The sequence below is a fragment of the Roseburia yibonii genome (assembly GCF_014297335.1).
Taxonomy (GTDB): Bacteria; Bacillota; Clostridia; order Lachnospirales; family Lachnospiraceae; genus Roseburia_D; species Roseburia_D yibonii.
The window spans coordinates 211,386-230,002 of record NZ_JACOQH010000003.1 but is presented as its reverse complement, the minus strand read 5'-3'; the positions used below and the strand labels follow the sequence as shown (position 1 = coordinate 230,002).

General features: G+C 46.1%; 19 protein-coding genes and 1 pseudogene. 12 read left to right on the top strand and 8 right to left on the bottom strand.

The annotated features are described in order from the left end of the window. The first annotated feature begins 32 nt into the window (after positions 1 to 32). Positions 33 to 527, top strand: coding sequence for an HD domain-containing protein (locus H8Z76_RS06000; protein ID WP_147618435.1), 495 nt, complete (start codon positions 33 to 35; stop codon positions 525 to 527). A gap of 87 nt (positions 528 to 614) precedes the next feature. Here H8Z76_RS06000 and H8Z76_RS05995 read toward each other — a convergent pair whose 3' ends face one another. Both H8Z76_RS05995 and H8Z76_RS05990 read right to left on the bottom strand, forming a co-directional pair. After that, positions 615 to 971 carry a DUF4190 domain-containing protein gene (locus H8Z76_RS05995; RefSeq protein WP_186981943.1) on the bottom strand — a complete coding sequence of 119 codons (357 nt, stop codon included), beginning with the start codon at positions 969 to 971 and terminating at the stop codon, positions 615 to 617. 15 nt (positions 972 to 986) lie between these two features. Beyond that, the gene (locus H8Z76_RS05990; protein WP_147618433.1) at positions 987 to 1,457 is read right to left on the bottom strand and encodes a hypothetical protein; all 471 of its coding nucleotides are present in this window, start codon (positions 1,455 to 1,457) and stop codon (positions 987 to 989) included. A gap of 325 nt (positions 1,458 to 1,782) precedes the next feature. Between H8Z76_RS05990 and nrdD the strand changes: the two genes are divergently transcribed. Next, a complete protein-coding gene (gene nrdD / locus H8Z76_RS05985; RefSeq protein WP_022514928.1) occupies positions 1,783 to 3,942 on the top strand; it encodes an anaerobic ribonucleoside-triphosphate reductase in 2,160 nt (719 codons plus the stop codon). An 80-nt stretch (positions 3,943 to 4,022) separates the two neighbouring features. Here the strand turns inward: nrdD and H8Z76_RS05980 are convergent, their stop codons facing one another. Together H8Z76_RS05980 and H8Z76_RS05975 are read right to left on the bottom strand one after the other, a co-directional pair. After that, positions 4,023 to 4,217 carry a helix-turn-helix transcriptional regulator gene (locus H8Z76_RS05980; protein WP_330594979.1) on the bottom strand — a complete coding sequence of 65 codons (195 nt, stop codon included), beginning with the start codon at positions 4,215 to 4,217 and terminating at the stop codon, positions 4,023 to 4,025. Positions 4,218 to 4,404: 187 nt separating this feature from the next. Then, entirely contained in the window at positions 4,405 to 4,824 is a 420-nt protein-coding gene (locus H8Z76_RS05975; protein ID WP_186982015.1) for a hypothetical protein, read from the bottom strand. On the opposite strand from H8Z76_RS05975, the gene H8Z76_RS13760 reads away from it, so the two are divergent. From H8Z76_RS13760 to H8Z76_RS13575, 3 genes are read left to right on the top strand one after another with little or no spacing between them, the layout of a single operon-like run. Next, a complete protein-coding gene (locus tag H8Z76_RS13760; RefSeq protein WP_186981942.1) occupies positions 4,708 to 5,064 on the top strand; it encodes a FeoA family protein in 357 nt (118 codons plus the stop codon). The genes H8Z76_RS05975 and H8Z76_RS13760 overlap by 117 nt on opposite strands. After that, on the top strand, positions 5,057 to 5,281 hold the full coding sequence (locus H8Z76_RS13580; RefSeq protein WP_330594961.1) for a FeoB small GTPase domain-containing protein: 225 nt from the start codon (positions 5,057 to 5,059) through the stop codon (positions 5,279 to 5,281). Before H8Z76_RS13760 ends, H8Z76_RS13580 begins: the two co-directional genes overlap by 8 nt. Next, complete coding sequence (locus H8Z76_RS13575) at positions 5,260 to 6,540, top strand: nucleoside recognition domain-containing protein (protein WP_330594960.1); 1,281 nt, start codon at positions 5,260 to 5,262, stop codon at positions 6,538 to 6,540. Before H8Z76_RS13580 ends, H8Z76_RS13575 begins: the two co-directional genes overlap by 22 nt. A gap of 212 nt (positions 6,541 to 6,752) precedes the next feature. Here H8Z76_RS13575 and H8Z76_RS05960 read toward each other — a convergent pair whose 3' ends face one another. Continuing rightward, on the bottom strand, positions 6,753 to 7,031 hold the full coding sequence (locus H8Z76_RS05960; RefSeq protein WP_207723105.1) for a nucleotidyltransferase family protein: 279 nt from the start codon (positions 7,029 to 7,031) through the stop codon (positions 6,753 to 6,755). 131 nt (positions 7,032 to 7,162) lie between these two features. Between H8Z76_RS05960 and H8Z76_RS05955 the strand changes: the two genes are divergently transcribed. The 6 genes from H8Z76_RS05955 (at position 7,163) to H8Z76_RS05930 (ending at position 13,771) form a co-directional block, all read left to right on the top strand. Then, a complete protein-coding gene (locus H8Z76_RS05955) occupies positions 7,163 to 7,765 on the top strand; it encodes a TetR/AcrR family transcriptional regulator (protein ID WP_186981941.1) in 603 nt (200 codons plus the stop codon). Beyond that, entirely contained in the window at positions 7,762 to 8,682 is a 921-nt protein-coding gene (locus H8Z76_RS05950) for an acyl-CoA thioester hydrolase/BAAT C-terminal domain-containing protein (protein ID WP_186981940.1), read from the top strand. Before H8Z76_RS05955 ends, H8Z76_RS05950 begins: the two co-directional genes overlap by 4 nt. 42 nt (positions 8,683 to 8,724) lie before the next feature. Further along, a complete protein-coding gene (locus H8Z76_RS05945) occupies positions 8,725 to 9,420 on the top strand; it encodes an ABC transporter ATP-binding protein (protein WP_186981939.1) in 696 nt (231 codons plus the stop codon). Further along, the gene (locus tag H8Z76_RS05940; protein ID WP_186981938.1) at positions 9,420 to 11,639 is read left to right on the top strand and encodes an FtsX-like permease family protein; all 2,220 of its coding nucleotides are present in this window, start codon (positions 9,420 to 9,422) and stop codon (positions 11,637 to 11,639) included. Before H8Z76_RS05945 ends, H8Z76_RS05940 begins: the two co-directional genes overlap by 1 nt. Positions 11,640 to 11,774: 135 nt before the next feature. Beyond that, the gene (gene pta, locus H8Z76_RS05935; protein WP_022514916.1) at positions 11,775 to 12,758 is read left to right on the top strand and encodes a phosphate acetyltransferase; all 984 of its coding nucleotides are present in this window, start codon (positions 11,775 to 11,777) and stop codon (positions 12,756 to 12,758) included. Positions 12,759 to 12,958: 200 nt separating this feature from the next. Beyond that, complete coding sequence (locus H8Z76_RS05930) at positions 12,959 to 13,771, top strand: adaptor protein MecA (RefSeq protein WP_186981937.1); 813 nt, start codon at positions 12,959 to 12,961, stop codon at positions 13,769 to 13,771. Between the two features lie 221 nt (positions 13,772 to 13,992). Here the strand turns inward: H8Z76_RS05930 and H8Z76_RS05925 are convergent, their stop codons facing one another. Continuing rightward, a complete protein-coding gene (locus H8Z76_RS05925) occupies positions 13,993 to 14,175 on the bottom strand; it encodes a DUF4250 domain-containing protein (RefSeq protein ID WP_022514914.1) in 183 nt (60 codons plus the stop codon). Between the two features lie 130 nt (positions 14,176 to 14,305). Further along, positions 14,306 to 16,084 (bottom strand): diguanylate cyclase domain-containing protein, encoded by a 1,779-nt coding sequence (locus tag H8Z76_RS05920; protein ID WP_186981936.1) that lies wholly within the window; start codon positions 16,082 to 16,084, stop codon positions 14,306 to 14,308. Positions 16,085 to 16,166: 82 nt separating this feature from the next. Here H8Z76_RS05920 and H8Z76_RS05915 point away from each other — a divergent pair. Continuing rightward, positions 16,167 to 17,018, top strand: a pseudogene (locus tag H8Z76_RS05915) (methyl-accepting chemotaxis protein); the annotation flags it as partial. 123 nt (positions 17,019 to 17,141) lie between these two features. Here the strand turns inward: H8Z76_RS05915 and H8Z76_RS05910 are convergent. Continuing rightward, positions 17,142 to 18,359 carry an IS256 family transposase gene (locus H8Z76_RS05910; RefSeq protein ID WP_172594840.1) on the bottom strand — a complete coding sequence of 406 codons (1,218 nt, stop codon included), beginning with the start codon at positions 18,357 to 18,359 and terminating at the stop codon, positions 17,142 to 17,144. Positions 18,360 to 18,617 lie beyond the last annotated feature (258 nt).

Genomic DNA, 18,617 nt, shown 5'->3' with positions numbered 1-18,617 from the left:
AGATAGAACATAAAGAAAGTGAGTGATTGCCGATGGAGATTGAAGTGTCGAAAGAGGTTGCCCCTGCATATGTGGCGCACGTTCTTCCGATCTTGCAGAATGCGAAGTTTCAGCAGCTTGGCCGCTATACACATCATTTCTGGACGAACCGGCTGATGCATAGCCTGAATGTGTCCTATCTGTCCTGGCGGATGGCGGATCTGTTTGGCGCAGACGCCAGTGTTGCCGCGCGTGCCGGGCTTTTGCATGATTTCTGCCTGTATGACTTTCATGAGAAGACGCCGACCGGAGAACATCAGGCGTTTTATCATCCGAAGGTTGCGGCGAAAAACAGCAAGGAAGTTTTTCAGATCAGCGAACGTGAGTGGGACGCGATCCTGTCGCATATGTTTCCGCTTGGACCTCTTCCGAGAAACAAAGAGGCATGGATCATCACAGTGGCGGATAAGATCTGCGCGCTGATGGAAGTCTGCCATATCGCGATCGCGCTGGCAAGGCGCAATCGGGTGATGTTTGTGTCGGCTTAAAATAACAGGGAAAAGAAAAAGAGTTTTCGGGTTCAGATCGATCCGAAAACTCTTTTTTGTAGTAATGTCTGTCATATTCCGTCCTGCTTAGATGTTTGCAATAACGAGAATCCACACCAGAAACGATATGACGGATAACACTGTTCCGATCGTACTGGTGATAACACCTGCGATTGCATGGCTTCTGCCATCTCTGTGCTGCCCAAGGCTGATCAATGCCTGGATCAGCCCTGCGATCCCAAGGATGATACTGACATAGAAAAAGATGCAGAACACGATCGAGAGAATGCCGCATACCAGAGAGATGATGGCGAGATTTTTGGTACGCCGTTTATCTTCCGCCGGATTTCCGGCAATAATAACCGGCTGGTGGTAAGGCTGTTGTGTGGAGCAGCCATCCGGTGTCTGTGTATACTGATTTTCATTCTGATTCATGGATTCCATGGCAAATACTCCTTTTTAGTACTGCAGAAGTAAAACAGCGATCATGATGGCAATCTGGATCGCGCAGCAGCCGATAAAAGATCCGATCACGACACCGGTTTTCCCGGACAGTCCCTGTTTGATGTAAAGTGTTCCAAACAAAATGCCGATCGCAAGACCGACCCATCCGCAGAGCAGAAAGCCGGCAATACAGCTGATGCCGAGAAGTACATGACAGTAGGTCGGGATACGGTTTAATGGCTGGTAAGACTGGCCATTGTCCTGATAAATGCCATTTACCGCGAGACGTACCTTGCTTCCGAGCGCCACAACGCGGACCTCGGTTCCGTCAATCTGGATCGGGTAGTCAAGCATCATAATAAACCAGTTCTGGGATTTTACCTTGTTTGCGGTTCCGTTTATACTGATCTTGATACCGCCGAATCCCGTTTTATATTCAATGACGTGATTCGTTCCGTTTACGTTTACATTCCATGTTTTTTTCATTTTCTTATTAAAACTCCTTTTTCTCCCGTAGAATTGTCGCGTGGCAACTCTAATATTGTAACACAGGAAAGTATGAAAGAAAAGTCTGAAAATACAAGATCCGCTTTTGGGCGGATCACCCGCATATTATGGGGGAAAAACCGGGAATCCGGAACAGGTCAGTTGTCAGACACTAAGATTCTTTTGCAGAAAAATAGAGGCGCCTGCCACATGTTGCTTGAGAACATAATCTTATATATTGTATAAAACAACAAATAAAAATACAATATCTAGTTGCTAAACGGAGCAGATACCGTTATAATCTATCATTAGGAGGAGATTCAAAATGCGAATTACAAAACGAAATGGATCAGAAGAAGATTTTGATCTGGCTAAGATCATAATTGCGATAACAAAAGCGAACGACGCAACGGAAGGGAACCGCCTGAGTAAAGAACAGATTCAGGACGTTGCGGATTTTATCCAGTATAAATGCCAGAAGCTAGGACGCGCGGTGTCCGTTGAGGAAGTCCAGGATATGGTAGAGAAGCAGATTTTGTCCACCGGAGCTTTTAATGTGGCGAAAAACTACATCATTTACCGCTATGAGCGTTCGCTCGTGCGTAAGGCAAACACGACCGATAACCGGATCCTTACCTTGATCGAGTGCAACAGCGAGGAGATCAAACAGGAAAATTCCAACAAAAATCCGACGGTAAACAGTGTACAGCGTGATTATATGGCGGGCGAAGTCAGCAAGGATATCACAAAAAGACTGTTGCTGCCGCCGGATATTGTGGAGGCAGACCGCCAGGGTATCATCCATTTCCATGATTCGGACTACTACGCGCAGCATATGCATAACTGCGATCTGGTCAATCTCGAGGATATGCTCCAGAACGGTACGGTCATCAGTGAGACACTGATCGAGAAGCCGCACAGCTTTTCCACGGCATGCAACATTGCGACCCAGATCATTGCGCAGGTCGCAAGTAACCAGTACGGCGGACAGAGTATTTCTCTGGCACATTTGGCGCCGTTTGTCAATGTTTCCAGAGAAAAGATCCGCAGGGAAGTGGCAGAGGAATCCAAACTGCTTCCGCAGGTTCCGTCAGAGGAAGTCATGAACGAGATCGTGGAGCGGCGTCTCAGAAAAGAGGTAAACCGTGGCGTTCAGACGATCCAGTATCAGGTCATTACGCTGATGACCACCAATGGACAGGCTCCGTTCCTTTCTATTTTCATGTATCTGAACGAGGCGAAAAATGAACAGGAAAAGAAGGATCTCGCGCTGATCATTGAGGAAATGTTAAAACAGCGTTATGAGGGCGTGAAGAATGAAAAAGGTGTCTGGATCACACCGGCATTTCCGAAGCTCTTATATGTGCTTGAGGATGACAATGTGACCGAAGGCACACCGTATTTTTATCTGACCGAGCTTGCCGCGAAGTGTACGGCAAAGCGTATGGTGCCGGATTACATCTCCGAGAAAAAGATGAAAGAGTTAAAGGAAGGCAACTGCTTCCCGGTTATGGGCTGCCGCAGTGCGTTAAGTGTCTGGAAAGACGAGAATGGAAAATACAAATTCTACGGACGTTTCAACCAGGGGGTTGTCACGATCAACCTTGTGGACGTGGCGTTATCCTCCGGCGGAGACGAGAAAAAGTTCTGGGAGATCTTTGACGAGCGTCTCGAACTCTGTTACCGCGCACTGATGTGCCGCCACAACCGCCTCAAGGGAACACTTTCCGATGCGGCTCCGATCCTCTGGCAGTACGGCGCGCTGGCGCGTCTGAAAAAGGGCGAGACGATCGATAAGTTGCTCTATGGCGGATACTCTACGATCTCCCTCGGATATGCGGGACTTTATGAATGCGTGCGCTATATGACTGGAAAATCACACACAGATCCGGAGGCGACTCCGTTTGCGCTTGCGGTCATGAAACACATGAACGACGCGTGTGACAAGTGGTGTGAGAAAACTAACATCGGATTTAGCATTTACGGTTCTCCGATCGAGAGTACGACCTATAAATTCGCGAAATGCTTACAGAAGCGTTTTGGCATCATCAAGGACGTGACGGACAAAAACTACATCACCAACAGCTACCATGTAAACGTAAAGGAAGAGATCGACGCGTTTTCCAAGCTGAAATTCGAGTCGCAGTTCCAGGCGCTTTCCACGGGTGGCGCGGTAAGCTATGTGGAAGTTCCGAATATGCAGGATAATATTCCGGCGGTACTCGATGTCATGAAGTTCATCTATGACAACATCATGTACGCGGAGCTGAATACCAAGAGCGATTACTGCCAGAAATGCGGTTATGACGGACAGATCCAGATCGTGACCGACGAGGATGGCAAGCTCGTATGGGAATGCCCGAACTGCGGAAACCGCGATGAGGATACGATGAATGTCGCGAGAAGAACCTGCGGCTATATCGGAACCCAGTTCTGGAATCAGGGCAGAACGCAGGAGATCAAAGAGCGCGTGATGCACTTATAAAATAGAAGTTATTCGCAAAAAAAAAGTGATAAATATAAAGAAAGTGCATGTATATGGCCGGATGCGATACATGCACTTTTTTATTTGGAAAGCCTTCTAAATTCCAGGGGAGGAACGCCGTACAGATTGGAAAATACTTTGGCGAACTTTCCCTGATTCTCATAGCCGACGCGGATGGCGATGTCGATCACTTTCATATTCGTGGATTCCAGTAATTCCGCGGCTTTTTCCATTCGTTTTTTTCGGAAATAGGAGAGGTAGCTGTTTCCGAGGATCCCCTTTTAAAACTGCTCTCGCTGATGCCGAACCGGTCCGCCATCTCTTTTGCGGTGAACCGTTTGGACAGGTCTTCTAAAATGAGATGTTCGGCTTCTTTTACAATAGCGATCTGCGATCTGGTAAAATAAGTTTCACACTCGCTTTTCATCGGAAATGCCATGACCTCATGGAGAAGCCGGACGGTCAGATAGCGCAGCGGGGAATGTCCATATCTTCCTTAGATGCCCAGGCTTTTAAGATGATACCGGAGATATTGTTGTCCATCTGCCGGAAGTAAATGCCCTTTTTCGAGCAGAATACACTGGCGATATCGTTTGGATCGATCCCTAAAAAAGGCAGGAAGTGATTGCCCTTTAATTCTTCTACCATCTGCAGATCGATAAACAGCTGGATGCCCTCGTAAAGTTTTCCGGGATAGTAGAAATCCTTATCCGGGGAAATGGTACTGATGCAGACCTGATTTTTTTTGACGATTGCGTAGCGGTTGTGCTCCAGGCTGACTTCGCATCTGCCGTTTACGCAAAAGTTCAGGTTCAGGATCCGGTCCGAGACAAGGATGTCTCCTTTTTCCCAGCTGCTCAGATAGATCTGGTTGAACAGCATACTGACGCCGGGCGCAAGCTTATAGCAATCCCGGGAAACAGCTATTTTATCCGGGAGATCAGGGATGAGATACGGCTTACCAACAGACTGTCATCAATGGGAATACTGACCGGAACACGGATTGAAGTGTGTCAGAATCATAAAAAGCAGCCGGTACTTTTGTTTGCCAGCGATACGCTCGTTGCGATCGGGCGTACGGAGTGCAGAAAAATTGTGATAGGCGGTGAGTGCAATGAGTAAATGTGATGCGTGCGGTTCCGGTAAAACCTGTAAATATCATGGAGAAAGTAAATTTTATCATCATAAGGATGACGGCACACCGGTCATTGCGCTGCTCGGACAGTCAAACTCCGGAAAATCTACCATTTTTAATCTCATAACGGATTCCCATCAGCATGTGGGAAACTGGCCGGAAAAGCGGATCTCATTCCTGTTATGGCGGATGCGTCGCAGTTAAAGAAAAGTCTTTACATGTTAGCGGATTTTGCGGGAACCAAAGTGCCTGCGATCCTTGTTTTAAACATGATGGATGTCATGATCGCATCCAAAACCGGAAAGCGGGCATACACAAAATTTGACCGGATCGCCTTATCACCGGTCAGAGGAAAGATCATCGCGATCGGGATCATACTTGGCGTGTTCTTTGCGGCGATGCTGTTTGCCGGGATCTTTGGCGGATTAGCCAGCGTCATAATAAAACTGTCAGCCGGGGGCGTACAAAGTCTGCTCGAGGGATGGCACGCGCCGGAGCTTCTCGTTTCACTGATCTGTGACGTTTTATTTAGCGTTGTTTATTTTGCGGTCATGATGGCTTCGTTTGTACTGGGCATCTCGCTTGGGTTTAATTTAATGGAAGAAACGGGCTATCTCGCGAGGATCTCCTTCCTGTTTGATCCTACCATGTCCAAAGTAGGTTTACAGGGAAAAACGATCATGCCTTTCTTTATGGGGCTTGGATGTACGATCGCCGGAACGACCGGAACCAGAGTCGTTGACAACTGGGGACAGCGTGTGCTTGCAATAACCGTGAGCTGGGCAGTTCCCTGCGGTGCCACGTTATCGGTCGTTTCGATGCTTGCGATGGCATTGTTTGGAAATACCGGAGGCTTTCTCGTTATCGTTTCCATTTTTGTTGTAATGATCATGGAACTGCCGCCGTATCATAAACCGAATGTCAGAAATACGCTTTATGTTACATTTGAGCGAACCGTTGACATTTTCATGCGGGCACTCAGAGTCATTACGATCGTGTCGGTGGTGTTCTTTGTTCTGACCTACGGATTTGGCGGCAGCGCGGAAACGAGTATTTTGTATCAACTCGGTGTCATCATAGAGCCGGTGACTCTTTTCTTCGGGATGAAGTGGGAGGCGTTTTTGGCATTCCTGGCATCTGCGATTTCTAAGAAATCGCTGCTCGGTGTGCTGAATACGTTATATGGCACCGGGGGAAGCATTGTAAGTTCGACGTTTGGCGCCAAGGCGGGCGGAGGCAGCAGCAGTGCCGTCGCGTCCCTTCTGAGCGATCATTTTACCAAAGTGCAGGGGCTGGCATTTATCTATGCAATCAGCTTTAACATGCCTTGTGTGAGCGCGCTTGCGGCGACTTCAAGAGAAACCCACTCGGTGAAGTGGACAGCAAAGATCGGCGTGTTCTATACCGTGCCGGCGTTACTCATTTCCTGTGTGGTATACCATATTGGATTGTTGATCTTTTAGGGAAAATTACACTCATGCCGGATCATGGGAGAGATCTCTTGTCCGGCATGAGTTGAAAAAAAGAAAAGTCAGATTTTGGAAGCATATAAAGGATTGGCTTCTCTGACCGAATACACTTCACACAATGCATCAAATGCATTTTTAATCGTTTTTGCATACTCCCAGCTGTTTTACAGCATTTTCAAACGCAAAAAACAGATCAATGTATTCTGTTAAATTTTTCGTCCATATTCTCTAATATCCTCCAATAGCAGTTCATTTTTACAGGTATCCATATTTACGATATCCACGCTGTAAAGTGTCGGCAGTTCTTCAATACTTTCAACCAGCCGGTCGAAATCGTCCACACCTGTTACAGCAATATCAATGTCACTGCGTTCTCTTGCGGTTCCCTTGGCTCTCGATCCGTATAAAATGATTTCTTTTGCATGAAAAGATTTACAGAGTTTTGCCACCTCTTCTATGACTTCTTCTGCCTTCACGAATATCATCTGCCTTTGTTTCATATTACCATTGCCGGGATGGAATAGCAATTTGTTATTTTTAATATTGACAAATGGGTTAGCCTATACTAACATAATGATATGAATAAAATATAAAAACATTCACAAGAGGAAACAACATGCCAACAAGGGTCTTTTCGGAAGAAGAAAAAGAAAATTTAAAAACACAGATGTTAGAAGCGGGTTTCCCACTGCTCGTGCAGTATGGGATGACACACACATCGATCTCCAGGATCACAAAAGCGGCGGGGATCGCGGTCGGAACGTTTTATAATTTCTGGAAGAGCAAAGAGGAGTATATGGCGGAGCTGATCCAGTATCATTCGAGGAAGTTCATGCCTGTACTGATCGGGGACGAGGCGCTAAGCGGGCAGCGTAAGCTCGGGCGGGAAGACGCGAGAAAATATCTGCACGCGGTCGTGGATGAAAAGGTCAGTATCTATCCGCATATGACACTGGAAGATGAGGCGAAGGTCTTCTACGGGACAAAGGCGTTTGCCCCGGATCTTGAGAAAGAAGGTGCCATAACCGCCGGACTTTTGAGTTATCTGGACAATGTGCGGAAGGATGTCAATCTCGGACTTATTGCCAATCTGTGCAAGGTATTGGTTATTACCGCGGAGTCGCGGGATGAGCTGCATGCGTCGGTGTATCAGGAGACGCTGGATGTGCAGATCGAAACGATCTTAAACCTGATTTTTGAAACGGAGGAAAAGAAATGAAGAAAATAAAAGAGACAGAAAAGGGATTTTACGGCTGTTACTGGCCGGTTGAGGGGAGCAGATGCGCGATCCTTGCAATGCTCGGGGATGACTGTGAGGATTATATGGCAAAATCAGCGGTGAAATGGCTGCAGAAGAAATTTCAGGTCAGTGTGCTGACATTAAGCCCGGCGCACAAAGATTACAGTCACCACAATCTGCCGGTGGAGAGGATCGGCGCGGCGATCACTTATTTAAAAGCACAGGGCATTGAGAAATTCGGTATCGCGGGAGCATCCACGACTGGGATGTATGCGCTGCTTGCGGCATCCTATTACCCGGAGATCACGCTGACGATCGCGATGACACCGGCGGACTTTGTGATGGAAGGCTTTTATCAGGGAAAACGCGACGGACAGACCGAGTGGCCGGGAGACGGCGAGTCAAGCGCTTCCTGGGAGGGAAAGCCGCTTCCGTATCTTCCTTATGCATACCGTCATCCGGAATATGGAAAGAAGATGAAAGAAGAAGCAAAAAAAGGCGGGGATCTCATAGCCTCCCGTGAAATTTTTGTGGCGTCTGAAAAAGCGCATCCGATCCGTGAGGAGGAATTTATAAAGATCGAGCGGATCAAAGGAAAGCTTCTTTTGATCGGTGCGGAGGATGATGTGTTATGGGAGACAGAAAAATACATAAAGAGAATGGAGAAACGTCTCGCCGAGCGGGAACACACCTGTGAAGTGGAAAGCTATATTTATGAGCATGCCACACATTTTGTTTTCCCGGAGGGAATGGTAAAGACGATACTTCCGGTCGGAGGAGATCTGCTCACGAGAGTATTTGCCGCAGGACGGAAATTCCCAAAGGAATGCAAAGCGGCGCGGATTGATATCGACTGCAGCGTCACACAGGCTGTGAATGCGTGGAAAACCGTATAATACAGGATAAGAAAAAGAGATAAGCAGGGGGAAGATATCATTATGTCAATCGTGATAGAGGATGCCGTAAAAAAATACGGCAGAGGAGAGAGTGAAATTTATGCCTTAAACCATGTCAGCCTTCAGATCGAAAGCGGTGAGGTATGTGTGATCTTAGGACCGTCCGGCTCCGGGAAAAGCACACTGCTTCATATGATCGGCGGGCTGGATCAGCTGGATTCCGGATCGGTCACTGTGGATGGTACAAAGATCACGGAGTTAGGCAAAAAGGCGCTGACCGAGTACCGCAGGGAAAAAGCGGGCGTGGTCTTTCAGTCCTACAACCTGATCGCGGAGTTAAATGTAAAGGAAAATATCCGTGTGGTCGCGGATATTTCAAAAGATCCGCTGGATCTGGACACGCTGATCGCAGAACTCGGACTCTCCCGCCACGCCACGCATTTCCCGGCAGAGTTGTCCGGCGGACAGCAGCAGAGATGCGCCATAGGCAGGGCGCTCGTCAAAAACCCGGATATTTTACTGTGTGATGAGCCGACCGGCGCGCTGGACTCCGTGTCAGCAGGAGAAGTCCTTGAGATTTTGGAAAAGATCAATGAAAAATATCATACAACGATCCTTATCATTACGCACAACGAAAATATGGCGGGGATGGCAGACCGCATCATACGGGTGCATGACGGAAAGATCGTAAGCAATGAAAAGAATAAAAAAGTTCGTGTAAAGGAGTTAAAGATCTGATGACTTTACAAAAGAAGATACAGAGAAGCGTGAAAAAAAATCTGTCTTTTTACCTGACAGGAAGCATACTGACGGCGATCACTGTGATGCTCTTAGTAGGCGCGGTCACGGTGAGCGGCTCGCTCTATCACTGTTTTGATGCCTATTTCGCAGAGACAAAGATCGAGGATGCGGAATTTGCCACACTGTCTGAAATCCCGGAAGACGAGATGGAACAGTTAAAAGAGCAGTATGATGTCACCATAGAAAAGCAGCAGTATCAGGATCTTTCCTATCAGGGCACCAGGCTGAGGCTCTTTGCCGAGACCGGAGAAATGGATCTGCCTACGGTGACCGAAGGGAGAAAGATAGAGGCGGAGGATGAGATCCTGCTCACTTACCGCTACGCAAAGGCAAACGGGATCGCAGTGGGCGACACGATGGAACTGGCGGGAAAGACATTTCGCGTGTGCGGACTCGGCATGAAACCGGACTACGCCATCATGCTGCGTGAATTTTCGGACAGTATACCGGACAAGGACGGCTTTGGGATCGGTATTTTAAGTAAGGAAGCGATAAAGAGCCTGGGCGCGGGCATGGAATACTATTCCGTCCGCTATGGAGACAAAGAAAAAGAAACTGCGTTTCGGACCGAAATCTATGAAAAATACGGTACCGTGGAGTATGTGGAGCGAAAAGCGAATACGAGGATCAGCCTGATCTATCAGGAGGCGGATGATCTGGTCGCCGAGTTTTCCCTGTACTGCCCGATCATTCTGGTCGTGGTGATCGCTGTGATCGCGATGGTTTTGGCAAGAATGGTGAAACGGGAGGGCAAAACGATCGGAACCCTGCTGGCGCTCGGTTATCGAAAAAAGGAACTGGTCCGGCATTATATGGTTTACGGCATGATACCGGCGTTTGCCGGGGACATCGTTGGAATCCTTCTTTGCATTCCGTTTTCCAGAGCGTTTTGCAGCTTTTATTTCGGAGACGCGGAGTACATTGATTATGTCGTGAAAATGCCGTGGAAATTTATCGGTATCGTGCTTTTGATCCCGATCGTGGTATACGGGCTGGTGTCCGATCTCGTGCTGCGCAGCGTGTTAAAACAGGAGATCGTTCCGCTGCTCAAAGGAATGCAGAAAGAAAAGACACCGAAGCTTTTAAACGGCAGCAGTGCGAAGCTCTCTTTGATCTATAACATCCGTTCGGTGGTCTTAAACGGTTTTCGCAGTATCACGCTTGTGGTCGGGATCGCGATCGCGACGCTCTGCATCGTACTTGGCGGCTCCTTTCAGGACGCGTATGACAACCTGCTCGAAGAAAAAGTGCCGTACGCCATGCTGGGCGGACAGTATGAGTATGGATTTACCTCCTACCAGACCGAAAATCCATATGGCGGCAACGCAGTGTTTGACGTGAGCTTCGGCGCGGCACAGGATGATTCCCGTTTTAACCTTATCGGATATGAAGAGGAAAATGACCTTGCGGATTTAAAGACCGAGGATGGCAAAGCATTAAATTATGGCGGCTACTATATGACGAGTTCCGCTGCAAAGCAGTACGGGATACGGGCGGGGGACACCTTTTCGTTCTATAATACCGTGACGATGAAAGAAAGCACGGTCGTGATAAGCGGTATCGTAAAAAATGATATTCTGTCGCTCATTTTAACAAGCAAGGAGAATGCCGCAGAGATCCTGGAACGACCGGTGGACGAATATAATGTCATTATAAGCAAAGAAAAGCTTACGATTCCGGCGGAACTGCTAAAGAAAGCATCCTCTCTGGATGACTACCGGGATATGGTAGAGAATTTATCGACGACCGCCGGCATTGTCTTAAAATTACTAAAGGTACTCGGCATGCTGATCGGCGTACTGATCGTGACCATGATATCCGGCATGATCGCGGAGGAAAGCAAAAGAAACATTTCGATGCTTATGGTGCTTGGTTACCGGGACAGGGAAGTGCAGAAATTTGTGCTTTCTTCCAATCATCTGCTGGTGCCGGTCGGCTTTGTGCTCGGTGTGCCGCTCGGTTATCTGACGGCGTACTCCATGATCCTCGCCTCGGCGAAATCTTCGGGTATGGTCATGAGCCTTCCGGTAAAGGGAACGACGCTTCTTGCAAGCCTTTTGTTCATTTTCGTCGCGTATGCGTTCGCGATGGCGGTCTCTGGGCAAAAATGCCGGAAAGTGGAGATGACGGAGAGCTTAAAGAGCATGTCGGAATAGTCGTTTTAAATGAGAAAAAAAGCCGTTTCTTGTTCCGCAAAAAGTACATGGAATATATTGTTTTGTCGGTTAAATGGGTATAGAATAAAAACATCGAATAAACAGTATATTTGATAGAATAGGAGAGAAAACAATATGTTTGGTTTTGGTCAGTTAATCGAGATCTTAAAGAAAGATCCGAAAAAAATCGTATTTACAGAGGGAACTGATCCCCGTATTTTAGAGGCAGCCTCCAGACTTCTTGCAAGCAACTTCCTGCAGCCGATCCTTGTCGGAGATCCGGATGAGGTATATACAACAGCGGCAGACAGCGGATTTAACATCCGTGGGGCAGAGATCATAAATCCGAAAAACTTCGACCGTTTTGATGAAATGGTAGAATTATTCTGTGAGCTCCGTAAATCCAAAGGAGTAACACCGGAGCAGGCGAGAGGAATCCTCTCACAGGCAAATTACTTCGGTACCATGTTGGTAAAGATGGGCATTGCGGACGCACTGCTCGGTGGAGCTACCTATTCCACAGCGGATACCGTAAGACCGGCGCTTCAGCTGATCAAGACAAAGCCGGGCAACACGATCGTGTCTTCCTGCTTTATCCTGGTTCGTCCGTCTGCGACAGGTGAGAACGAAGTCCTTGCAATGAGCGACTGCGCGATCAACATCCATCCGACCGAGGATGAACTCGTAGAGATCGCCGGAGAATCCGCAGCATGCGCGAAGATCTTCGGTATCGATCCTAAGGTTGCATTCTTAAGCTACTCTACCTTTGGTTCCGGAAAAGGTGAAGATGTAGACAAGATGCGCAATGCAGCAGCAAAGGCAAGAGCAAAATATCCGGATCTCCCGATCGAAGGCGAGATGCAGTTTGATGCAGCGGTTTCTCCGAGAGTTGCCCGCACCAAGTGCCCGGATTCTGTTGTTGCGGGACATGCAAATACATTTATCTTCCCGGATATCAACGCAGGAAATATTGGATACAAAATAGCGCAGCGTCTTGGTAACTTCGATGCATACGGCCCGATCCTTCTCGGACTTAACGCACCGATTAATGATCTGTCCCGCGGATGCAATGCTTCTGAAGTATATTCGATGGCGATCATTACCGCAGCTTTGGCATAATTTTTAAAAACAAAAGGCCACTTCGCATCGCTTGTGTGAAGCGGTCTTTTTTTCTATAATTTTTCATGTTTTGTAAATAATTTCGTAGATGAATTTATTTGGTTTGTGATATAATATGATATAAGTATTCCTTTAGGTTTTTAACGGAGACTGGTTATTATCCCCTGAACAATCAGGATTTATCATGAAAGTGGGTAATTATGAGATTTAAACGAGTAGATAAGAGTACGGTGAGATGTATTGTTTCACAGGATGAGATAGAAGAACGCGGTTTAAAGATCGAAGATCTGATAAAAAATGGCGATAAAGCGCAGGAATTTTTGAATGAAGTTGTGGATATGGCGGAGGAAGAGATCGGCTTTAAGATGACTTCAGGCATCCAGGCGGTGCAGGCGGCGTTTCTGCCGAATCATGATGTGGTGTTCACATTTTCAGACAAGGCGGAGAACATCGGCATGGATCGCGCACTGGATCATTTGAAAGACATGATGACAGAGGAAGGCTGGACGGATGCGGAGCGTGTGGACGAGATACGCGGCATGACCGGACAGAACCAGGCGGATGCTTTCGCAAAGCTGCTGCGCGAGATACAGGACAGACAGGAAGAGGAGCTGCAGGAGAGTGAGGCAGCAGACCGGAAAGATCCGTCTGCCGAAGCACAGAGCACCGCAGAGACAGCGGGGGCGCCGGAAGAAAAGAAACCGACGGATTACTGGATGGGCAATCACATGTTTATCGTGTTCTTTGGTTCGATGGATCATGCGGTTCGCTTTTGCAGACATTTTCCGGGATTTGCGTTCCGGCAGGAGAGCTTGTACAAAACAGATGACAGGGAATATGCGCTGATCCTTGATATCGAGGAGATTGGCAAAGAGGAGATGGCAGCGCTTTCCATCCAGGCATGTGAGTATGGCACGTCATTTTTGATCGGAGACGCCAGAGCGCGTGAGATCGAGGAGCATGCTGTTTGTATCCTTCCGAAACAGGCACTTTACCGGCTTTCGAATTTATAAAACAGACTTTATAGATTTGTTACAGATTTTATTTAGAAAGTTCACATTTTTTTCAAGGGAGAGACATAAGAAGTTCACAAATTGCAGATATTATATAAGCATCACTTGAGAAGAAATCAGTGATGAAGAAAACTTTTTCATAAACTCTCCCCCTTTATAAAAACCACCGACGCACACGGTGGTTTTTTTGTATTAGTGAAGATGGCGGAACCGCCATCTGACTAAATAAACTGATTGGTTGCGGCGTCATAGCAGTAGTCGATGTCGCCGAGTTTTTGTTCCAGTGCCGCGCGGTCAGCGCCGTGCGCATGGCAGAATTTGTCTAATGATGTATAGTGATCCCGGAGTTCTGTGTTCACAAAGCTCAGTAAGATGACCGGGTCTTTTGGTAATGTCTGTGGCATAGCAATCCTCCTTTTTTATAACTGAATGCCCCATGATTATAGAAAACAAGCTGTGAAATGTCAAGGCGTGGCGGAATCTGAACAGCATTGAAAGGTAAATTTATTTTACAGCCTGCCAATTTGCTTATTTCTACTTCTCCACCAGCTTCAGGCAGTCTCCAAAATGTCTCTGCAGTGACTTTAAGTCCATGATCATCACATAAAATACTCTGCCATTGTGCACTGAATCCACTATCCTGCCATGGTCGAGCACTGAAATATATGTGCCGTCTGCTTTTCGCATATGAAAGAAAATATAATCATTTGAGTGTCCTCCGTTAATCTGCGACCATATGCTTTTTTGACAGCTTTCCTGTTCATCCGGGCGTATCAGATTGCAGAAGCTCTTACCTGTATATGCAAGCAGCTCGTCCATATTTTTACAGCCTGTAAGCCGAAGCAACTCACTGTTTGCAAGCAGAATCTCATCATTTTCTTTATCTGCCTTGTAAACAATGAAAGCTCCCGGCATATTGTCAATAATATCCTTAACGGCAAATCCAAGCTTCGCACGGCTCTTTATACGCTCACCCTCACGGTATGCCATGCAGCCGTTCTTCCCATGCATTTTCACCCCATAAAGTGCCATATCCGCACACCGCATGAGCTGTGAACGGTCATCAGCCAAAACAGGATACTCCGCAAAGCCCAGTGAAATGGTAAATGTATGCGCTTCACCTTTACAATAAAATTTCCTAGTTTCTTCTGTAAACTTCTTAAGAAAAGGCTTAACCTCCACAACCGTGCAATCCGGCATGAAAATGCTAAACTCATCGCCCCCGTTTCTGCCGAGTATGGCATCCTTTGAAAAATATTGCTTCATGCTCTCTGCAAGCTTCTGCAGTGCACCATCACCTGCCGCATGTCCATACATATCGTTGACCAGCTTGAAATCGTCAATATCAAGCATTGCCATAACACAATGCTTTTGCGGATTCTGTCTCATATATTGCTCAACCTGCTCATCAAAGCCGTGCCTGTTGTAGATACCGGTCAGTGCATCAGTCACAGCAAGTCTCTTGAAATTCTTCCTGTTCTCATTGATTGAAATCAACGCTGCTGTAAGCCCTGCCAAAAGCAGGACTATAATTACACCTCCAATAAACATGTATATCAGGTAGTTATTATTGTAAAACCCACTCTTGGGTAAAAGCTCAAGCCTCCACTTGTCTTCATACACGTCAAAGTCATATATCACCGGATCGTTTAACTCTTCCTTTGAACCGTAAACCCACTCATACGTATCATCCCACGGCGAAGCACACTTCTGCAGACTGTACTTATATCCAAAATTGGAAAGAGCCTCTACAGAATCAGAAAAAATTTCCGGAACCTTCAGTATAACAATTGTGAAGCCCCAAAAGCTCTTTTTACCATTTTCATCCTCCAAATAAACCGGATTGCGCACTGCTATACCATATCCGCCCTGCTTCAGCTTCAATGGTCCCTGCATAATTACAGTGTCATTATCCCTCGCATAGCGCGAAATCTCTCCCCTGTCACTATCATTTATCAGATCAATCTTGCCGGATTCATTCACATCCTCTGGATATATTTCAGTCACAATTCCATTCGGTGCTATCTGTATACTCTGAATCGAATCGTCCATCATATTTGCTGCAATATCATAAAACCTATTTATATTTCCATCACCACTTATGACAACCTGCTTTAAGGTATCGGTAACTCCTATTCCCTCCATAAGCTCGCCATATATACGCTCCGTATATGTCATCGCATTGAGCTTTGCATTTGTCCTGTTCTGCTGTTCCTGACTCTCGCCGACTACATATATAGCGCCGATTAACGCACACATACCCAATATAAATACCACTGCCGGAACAATGAATCTCTTTTTTAGCTTTTTCATTTGTATCACTTCCTAAAATCAATGTCTATCTGTTCTATATGATTTTAATATTATAGCTCTACGATAAGAAAATGTCTATAAATTTGCGGACGGACATTTTGATGCACAGCCGGAAGTAGAGTGGAAAGGCGATTTTGTAGGTATTTTACATTCATTTATGGAATTTGAAAAAAGTATGGCAGTCACCATAAAGGGAATCCAGAATGTATCAAGGGAGGTTTCAAGTGCGGCAGAGCAGGTAGCTGCAAGCTCAAATGACCTTGCAGACGGTGCAACCAATCAGGCTGCGGTTGTAGAGGAACTGACAGCGACAGTTGCGGGAGTTTCAGAACAGGTGGAGCAGAATTCAGAGAGTGCCAAGAAAATCAGCGGAAGAGTGGATGAGCTTGGAGGTGCAATTTGGGAAAGCAATGGAAGGATGCAGGAGATGGTTGCATCTATGCATGAAATAAACGAAGCCTCTAAACAGATAGATCAGATTATATCAACTATTAATGAGATTGCATCACAGACCAACCTGCTTGTATTAAATGCTTCTATTGAGGCGGCAAGGGCAGGAGAGGCAGGAAAAGGCTTTGCGATTGTGGCAAATCAGGTAAATATGCTTGCCGATCAAAGTGCACAGGCTGCAAAGGAATCAGCTGCGCTTATAGAGACATCTGTGCAAGCTGTTGAAAAAGGCATGAATATTGCAGAGCAGACAGCCTCACAGCTTGAAGAAGTAGCAGAGAACTCTAAGGGGATTACAAAAGAGGTGGTTAATATAGCTGATACACTGGAGACCCAGACCAGTGAGATCAAGCAGATTAACGAAGGAATGGAGCAGATTAATGATGTTGTACAGACCAATTCAGCAACATCACAGGAGTGTGCGGCTGCGAGCCAGCAGATGAGCAGTGAATCAAAAAATTTCAAGTTTTGTGTAAACGTTTAAAACTGATATAAGATTTGTGAATAGTTACAAATGGGCAGAGCCGATTTTCCGGATTCTGCCCATATCTGCATTATACAGGAGTTTTTGGGCATGTCAATAAAACCTGCCTAAAACAAGCTGTTTTTACAGGTTGCGTCCGATTAGACGTTCTTCAAAATAGATTTCCAGCTGGGAATGGATCTGCCCCCAGTCCTGCCTGTGTCCGGTCCATTTTTTCGTGATATCCATAGTTGCCAGATACAGCATTTTTAAAAGGCTGTCATCTGACGGAAAAACGGTCTTGCTTTTGGTCACTTTCCGAAGCTGACGGTTGAATCCTTCAATGGCATTTGTGGTATAAATCAAACGTCTTACAGCTTCTGGATACTTGAAATAAGTGGACAGTGTTGCCCAGTTATCATGCCAGGATTTATAGATTTTTGGGTACTTGGAATCCCATTTATCCTTGAACAGTTCCAGTTCATTTAAAGCGGTTTCTTCCGTTGGAGCCGCATATACAAGCTTCAGATCAGCCATCAGTTTTTTGATGTCTTTGTATGAAACAAACTTCGTTGAATTACGGATCTGATGGATGATACACTGCTGAATCTCTGTTTTGGGATAAACAGCCTCGATTGCCTGTGGAAATCCATTTAAACCATCAACGCATGCAATCAGGATATCCTCAACGCCTCTGTTTTTTAATCCATTCATGATAGAAAGCCAGAACTTCGCACTTTCGTTTTCTCCAACATACATTCCAAGAACATCTTTTTTCCCATTCATATCGATACCAAGGGCAATGTAAACCGCACGTTTTACAATACGTCCTTCACTGCGGACATGATAATGGATTGCATCCATAAATACTACAGCATACACTTCTTCCAGAGGGCGTTCCTGCCATTCTTTTACAATCGGCAGGATTTTATCTGTGATCCTGCTGATTGTACTGTCAGAAATATCAATATCGTATAATTCACGCATGTGGGATTCAATGTCTCCGGTGGTCATTCCCTTGGCATACATGGAAAGTATTTTTTCTTCCATGTCCTGAGTTACGGTATTTTGATATTTTTTAATCAGCTGTGGTTCATAATCACCGTTACGATCCCTTGGAATCGCCACATCCATATCTCCATAACTGGTGTGCATGGTTTTGCTGGAATGTCCATTTCTACTATTGTCTGTTTCTTTGTTTCGATAGTCATACTTGGAATATCCTAATTCCTCATCCAGTTCTTCATCCAAAGCACCTTCCAAAAGGACAGACATCATGTCACGCATGATGCTGTTTACATCGGTGCCATCTTTGATGCTGATATCATTATTTTTCAGATAGTCACGCATCATTTCTCTCATTGCTGCTTTTTGTGGGCTGTCTTTTCTTCTTGCCATAAAAATAACCTCCAAACTGAGTAATTTTATCTTACATCAGTTTGGAGGTTTACACAAACTTTGGGATACTCCCGTGTTTTCCTCTTGGCAAGCCTCACCTTCTTTGCTAAAATTAAATCAGTTTAGAACTGCTTTATGCAGTTCCACTTTTATATCTTCTGTTTTCGTTAGTTGCCGTCCAAAGCTGGCTAACAATTCAGGAGATATATTTTTTGTAGTTTT

Excerpts from the sequence above, each read along its gene's own strand:
- H8Z76_RS06000 (WP_147618435.1), top strand. The coding sequence starts at position 33 with ATGGAGATTGAAGTGTCGAAAGAGGTTGCCCCTGCATATGTGGCGCAC.
- H8Z76_RS05995 (WP_186981943.1), bottom strand. The coding sequence starts at position 971 with ATGGAATCCATGAATCAGAATGAAAATCAGTATACACAGACACCGGAT.
- H8Z76_RS05990 (WP_147618433.1), bottom strand. The coding sequence starts at position 1,457 with ATGAAAAAAACATGGAATGTAAACGTAAACGGAACGAATCACGTCATT.
- nrdD (WP_022514928.1), top strand. The coding sequence starts at position 1,783 with ATGCGAATTACAAAACGAAATGGATCAGAAGAAGATTTTGATCTGGCT.
- H8Z76_RS05975 (WP_186982015.1), bottom strand. The coding sequence starts at position 4,824 with ATGCTGTTCAACCAGATCTATCTGAGCAGCTGGGAAAAAGGAGACATC.
- H8Z76_RS13580 (WP_330594961.1), top strand. The coding sequence starts at position 5,057 with ATGAGTAAATGTGATGCGTGCGGTTCCGGTAAAACCTGTAAATATCAT.
- H8Z76_RS13575 (WP_330594960.1), top strand. The coding sequence starts at position 5,260 with ATGGCGGATGCGTCGCAGTTAAAGAAAAGTCTTTACATGTTAGCGGAT.
- H8Z76_RS05960 (WP_207723105.1), bottom strand. The coding sequence starts at position 7,031 with ATGATATTCGTGAAGGCAGAAGAAGTCATAGAAGAGGTGGCAAAACTC.
- H8Z76_RS05955 (WP_186981941.1), top strand. The coding sequence starts at position 7,163 with ATGCCAACAAGGGTCTTTTCGGAAGAAGAAAAAGAAAATTTAAAAACA.
- H8Z76_RS05950 (WP_186981940.1), top strand. The coding sequence starts at position 7,762 with ATGAAGAAAATAAAAGAGACAGAAAAGGGATTTTACGGCTGTTACTGG.
- H8Z76_RS05945 (WP_186981939.1), top strand. The coding sequence starts at position 8,725 with ATGTCAATCGTGATAGAGGATGCCGTAAAAAAATACGGCAGAGGAGAG.
- H8Z76_RS05940 (WP_186981938.1), top strand. The coding sequence starts at position 9,420 with ATGACTTTACAAAAGAAGATACAGAGAAGCGTGAAAAAAAATCTGTCT.
- pta (WP_022514916.1), top strand. The coding sequence starts at position 11,775 with ATGTTTGGTTTTGGTCAGTTAATCGAGATCTTAAAGAAAGATCCGAAA.
- H8Z76_RS05930 (WP_186981937.1), top strand. The coding sequence starts at position 12,959 with ATGAGATTTAAACGAGTAGATAAGAGTACGGTGAGATGTATTGTTTCA.
- H8Z76_RS05925 (WP_022514914.1), bottom strand. The coding sequence starts at position 14,175 with ATGCCACAGACATTACCAAAAGACCCGGTCATCTTACTGAGCTTTGTG.
- H8Z76_RS05920 (WP_186981936.1), bottom strand. The coding sequence starts at position 16,084 with ATGAAAAAGCTAAAAAAGAGATTCATTGTTCCGGCAGTGGTATTTATA.
- H8Z76_RS05910 (WP_172594840.1), bottom strand. The coding sequence starts at position 18,359 with ATGAGAGAAATGATGCGTGACTATCTGAAAAATAATGATATCAGCATC.